5 protein-coding genes and 2 pseudogenes are annotated in these 3,490 nt (G+C 60.1%); 4 read left to right on the top strand and 3 right to left on the bottom strand.

Annotated features, from left to right (window positions below; genetic code table 11):
- Together ABT116_RS40935 and ABT116_RS40930 are read right to left on the bottom strand one after the other, a co-directional pair.
- On the bottom strand, nucleotides 1–198 hold a 198-nt coding region (locus ABT116_RS40935), incomplete at its 3' end, for a hypothetical protein (RefSeq protein ID WP_351645240.1).
- Nucleotides 199–390: 192 nt separating this feature from the next.
- Nucleotides 391–546, bottom strand: a complete 156-nt coding sequence (locus ABT116_RS40930; protein WP_185993519.1) for a hypothetical protein — start codon at nucleotides 544–546, stop codon at nucleotides 391–393.
- Nucleotides 547–674: 128 nt separating this feature from the next.
- Between ABT116_RS40930 and ABT116_RS40925 the strand changes: the two genes are divergently transcribed.
- Both ABT116_RS40925 and ABT116_RS40920 read left to right on the top strand, forming a co-directional pair.
- On the top strand, nucleotides 675–1,052 hold the full coding sequence (locus ABT116_RS40925; protein WP_138874149.1) for a transcriptional regulator: 378 nt from the start codon (nucleotides 675–677) through the stop codon (nucleotides 1,050–1,052).
- Between the two features lie 7 nt (nucleotides 1,053–1,059).
- Nucleotides 1,060–1,479 (top strand): annotated as a pseudogene (locus ABT116_RS40920) (ImmA/IrrE family metallo-endopeptidase); the annotation flags it as partial.
- Here ABT116_RS40920 and ABT116_RS40915 read toward each other — a convergent pair.
- The gene (locus ABT116_RS40915) at nucleotides 1,392–1,865 is read right to left on the bottom strand and encodes a hypothetical protein (protein ID WP_351645244.1); all 474 of its coding nucleotides are present in this window, start codon (nucleotides 1,863–1,865) and stop codon (nucleotides 1,392–1,394) included. The pseudogene ABT116_RS40920 and the gene ABT116_RS40915 sit on opposite strands and share 88 nt — an antisense overlap.
- A 277-nt stretch (nucleotides 1,866–2,142) precedes the next feature.
- Here ABT116_RS40915 and ABT116_RS40910 point away from each other — a divergent pair, with 277 nt between their 5' ends.
- Nucleotides 2,143–3,432 carry a hypothetical protein gene (locus tag ABT116_RS40910; protein WP_351645228.1) on the top strand — a complete coding sequence of 430 codons (1,290 nt, stop codon included), beginning with the start codon at nucleotides 2,143–2,145 and terminating at the stop codon, nucleotides 3,430–3,432.
- A pseudogene (locus ABT116_RS40905) lies at nucleotides 3,395–3,490 on the top strand (carboxyltransferase domain-containing protein); the annotation flags it as partial. The gene ABT116_RS40910 and the pseudogene ABT116_RS40905, both read left to right, overlap by 38 nt.

Here is a 3,490-nt window from a genome sequence, read left to right as displayed (position 1 = left end):
GCCAGGAGTGAGCACGCATCGAGTAACTTCAGCAAAGAAACTCTCAGTACATTGATTTGCCTGTGCAGCAATTGGATCCGTGCCGCCGGCAAGCCGAATTGCATACGGGTCGACGAACATCCTGTTGTCGACCGAGATGTCAACGTCAAGGAAAGGCACGGGATCCGAGATCCCGTAGTAATCGGTAATGAGAGCCACGGCTCCCCCTTCTTAGGTTGTGGCCCAAAGAGGAGGAGGGACTACCTGTCCCAGGAAACTCCTGTACGCTCACGCCGACTCTCCAAAGTCATCGCCGCGCCCTCGGGCCGGTCCTGCCTCGACCTGACGTTTCAGGATCGAGACAGTTAGATGCGGGTGGTCGGCAGACGCCTGCAAGCATCGGCCGACCACTCATTTTTCGTTCCGGACGCCCTTGTGCTGCTGCGAGCTTCCGTTGAGAATCTTTCCGGTGGATGTGTCGCGTTTGAACCAGGTCTTCCCGACCTTGAATTCGCTGCGGCTTTTGACTGCGCCGACGCGATGTCCGCGCCCCGTGTTCTTCGCCATCTCAACTCCTGTTCACGATCTACAGTGTTGCAGTATTACAACACTGTATCGATATCGTACCACATTACGTTTCGGTACTGAAACAGTCTCCTGAGGCGTTAGGATTGCCGAGTGAGAGGAAAAAAGCAATGACACAGGCTGTAGAACTGGAGAAACTCGTAGGTGTTCTGGATTCGCGAATCACGGCGGAACACATTTCATGGAGAACGGCCGCAAGCCAGATTGGCGTGAGCCCGGCCCTCCTGTCTCGGCTCCGAAACGGTCTTCAACCCGATCTGCAGTCCTACGCCAAGATTGTGCGGTGGCTGGATATGTCCGCCGATGACTTCCTCGCCGAACCCGCACATTCAGTTCGTGGAGACGACAGCGACCAACGGGAACTCGAGACAGAAGTAAGTGCACTTCTCCGAGCACGTGCAGATTTGAACGAACAGGACAAGAAGCATTTGGAGGACATTTTCCGCTTGACGTTGGCGCACGTACGTGCGGGCAAAGCTGGATCTTGAGCGACGAATGGCAACGACAAAGAAGGCTCTTCGACAACTCGCCGACGAAGTCAGAGCAGAACTCGGATTGAGTCGGCACGATCCGTTCGACCCGCACATTTGGGCACAGGAGTACGGGGTCCCGTTCATTTCCCTGCACGACGTACCGTTGCCCGCGGAAGCGAGACGCAGATTCATCGTCGATGCGCCGGAACTTTGGTCCGCCGCGCTCGTTCAGAACGGAACGGGTCATGTCGTGATTTACAACCCCGCGCACACGCCGGCCCGAATCCGATCCAACCTGGCGCACGAGGTCGCACATTTCGTTGCCGAACACACCATCTCCGCAGCGTGGGTCGATCAGAGCAGGTGCGCTGGCACCAGCAAAGAGCAGGAGGGAGAGGCAAATGAACTCGCCGGAGCGCTTCTCATTCCCGCTGACCAAGCGTTGCAACACGCGATACGCGGCGCCAACCCGGACGCAGTGGCGAGGCAATACGGCGTCAGCCCGCCACCGTCGACGAACTTGTCCAACGGTGACGTCAACGTGACCTCCGAGGACCCCGATCCGTCGCGGGTTTCGAGAATGCGGCGATGCCCGGCGATATCCGAAGCAACCATCCGGACGCGGAATCGGCCCTCGCTCTCGATTCGCAGCGATGCCTCGACCTCGGTAACAGTCGTCCACCGCTGCCAGTAGCTGGCGGCGAAACGCCCGAAGTAGGTGTTGGTGCTGATCCGCGCGCCCTTGTCGAGAGCAACTCGGTGCCGGGTCCGCTCACCGGAGCCCTTCCGGAACTCGACGTACAGGTCGTCGTTGACTATCGGCGACATCCCGACGAACACGCCGCGCTGGACCACCAAACGGTGAGCCTTGACCTGCCCGTTCTCCGGCACCCCCACCTTTACCTGCTCGGGCATATGACTCCTACCGTGAATCCTGAAAAAGCTGTACCTGTCACTCGCAGGGTATCCGAGGTGGAATTACCCCCGAAACTCGAAAACACAGCCTCGGCTACTGTCTCTGGTGCATCCACCCGTGCGACCTGGAGATCCCTTGACACTCGAACTACCCGCTCCCACCCGTCGGGAACGCTGGAGCTGGGGCGCTGTGATCCCAGCAGTCGTGTGCCTCGCATTCTTCGCGATCGTCACGGTGGACCCTCGCTACTTCTATGTCGACGACACCGAATCCGGTGCGGTGGGCAACTGGGTTCAGCTGGGTCATCTGATGCGAGAGGGCCAATTCCCTTCGCTGGTCCTGGATCAGTGGATGGCCGGAAACTATCCGGTCGAAGGCCAGGGTGGGCTGTGGAACCCGGTCCAGATCTTCATCAACTACATCGCACCGTCCGTCGACAATCTTGCATTGCTGGCCACGCTGGTGAAGTTGGCATTCGCGATCATCCTCGGATGGGGCGTCTATCGAGTCTGCCTTGAATACGGCGCGCGCCCCTACTGGGCGGCCGTCGCCGGAAGCGCAGTGCCCTTTGCCGGGTTCACCCTGTACTTCGAGTACCCGTCGTGGGTTACGTCGGTGATCGGAATGGCGTGGGTAGTGCAGGCATGGGCCAGCGGAATTCGCTACGCCCGCGGCCGGTCGGGGCCGGTACCCGTGTTCGTCTTCCTCTATCTCGCGATCAGCGTCGGATACGTCCATGCGGCGTTGATGGCCGGAGTGACCGTCGGGGCAGTGATGGTGGGCGAATACATCCGCAGTCCGCAATGGCGGACGACGGTGAAGCTCGGGATTGTCGGAATCTCGGCGGCCGCCTGCGGCGCGATCACCTTTCTTCCCGGTCTGCTCTCCTCGGCCGTCACCTGGCGCACCGGCGAAGAAGGCACATTCAACGACAACTTCCTGACCGCTCCGTGGTCGGAAACACTCACGGCGAGCATTCCTTCGTCGGTCTCGAGCATCGAGTCCTGGACAGGTGAGACCACCTACGCACCGATCACCTACATCGCTTGGTTCGCGATACCGGCACTGGCATTCATCGGCTGGAGGAAAGCACAAGGGTCACTGCGAGATTTGGTAACCCCGCTGCTTCTGCTGGCGTTCATTCTGCTGTTCACCGCAGGTCCCAGCGACATCGGCCAGATTCGGTGGCCGGCACGGCTACTTCCTTTCGTCGCGGTGTTCTCCCTGGTACTACTCGGTGTGCTGCTGAGCCGATTCGGGACTTTGGACAAACTGCGATCACGCGTCATCGCTGCATCGTTGATCGTGTTCGTCTTGATGATCCGCGCCAGTTCTTCGGGTCCGCAGTACTTCATCCGACATCTCACATGGGCTGTCGTGATCATCGCCGTCGGAGCACTCGCCATCTACCTCGGTCGTAGATACGGCGCCCCGGCGATCGCAGATCCCGGTGCGCTACGACGGTCCGGACCTGGGTGACGTCGCCGCGCACTGGGGCGTGCCGGAGAGTGAGGTCGCCGGCATCCACGCGGAGACG

It is taken from the genome of Streptomyces sp. NPDC002130 (genome assembly GCF_040296465.1).
Taxonomy (GTDB): domain Bacteria; phylum Actinomycetota; class Actinomycetes; order Streptomycetales; family Streptomycetaceae; genus Streptomyces.
Note: the sequence above shows the minus strand (reverse complement) of the source record. Positions and strands in the feature narration are given on the sequence as shown.

Excerpts from the sequence above, each read along its gene's own strand:
- ABT116_RS40930 (WP_185993519.1), bottom strand. The coding sequence starts at position 546 with ATGGCGAAGAACACGGGGCGCGGACATCGCGTCGGCGCAGTCAAAAGC.
- ABT116_RS40925 (WP_138874149.1), top strand. The coding sequence starts at position 675 with ATGACACAGGCTGTAGAACTGGAGAAACTCGTAGGTGTTCTGGATTCG.
- ABT116_RS40915 (WP_351645244.1), bottom strand. The coding sequence starts at position 1,865 with ATGTCGCCGATAGTCAACGACGACCTGTACGTCGAGTTCCGGAAGGGC.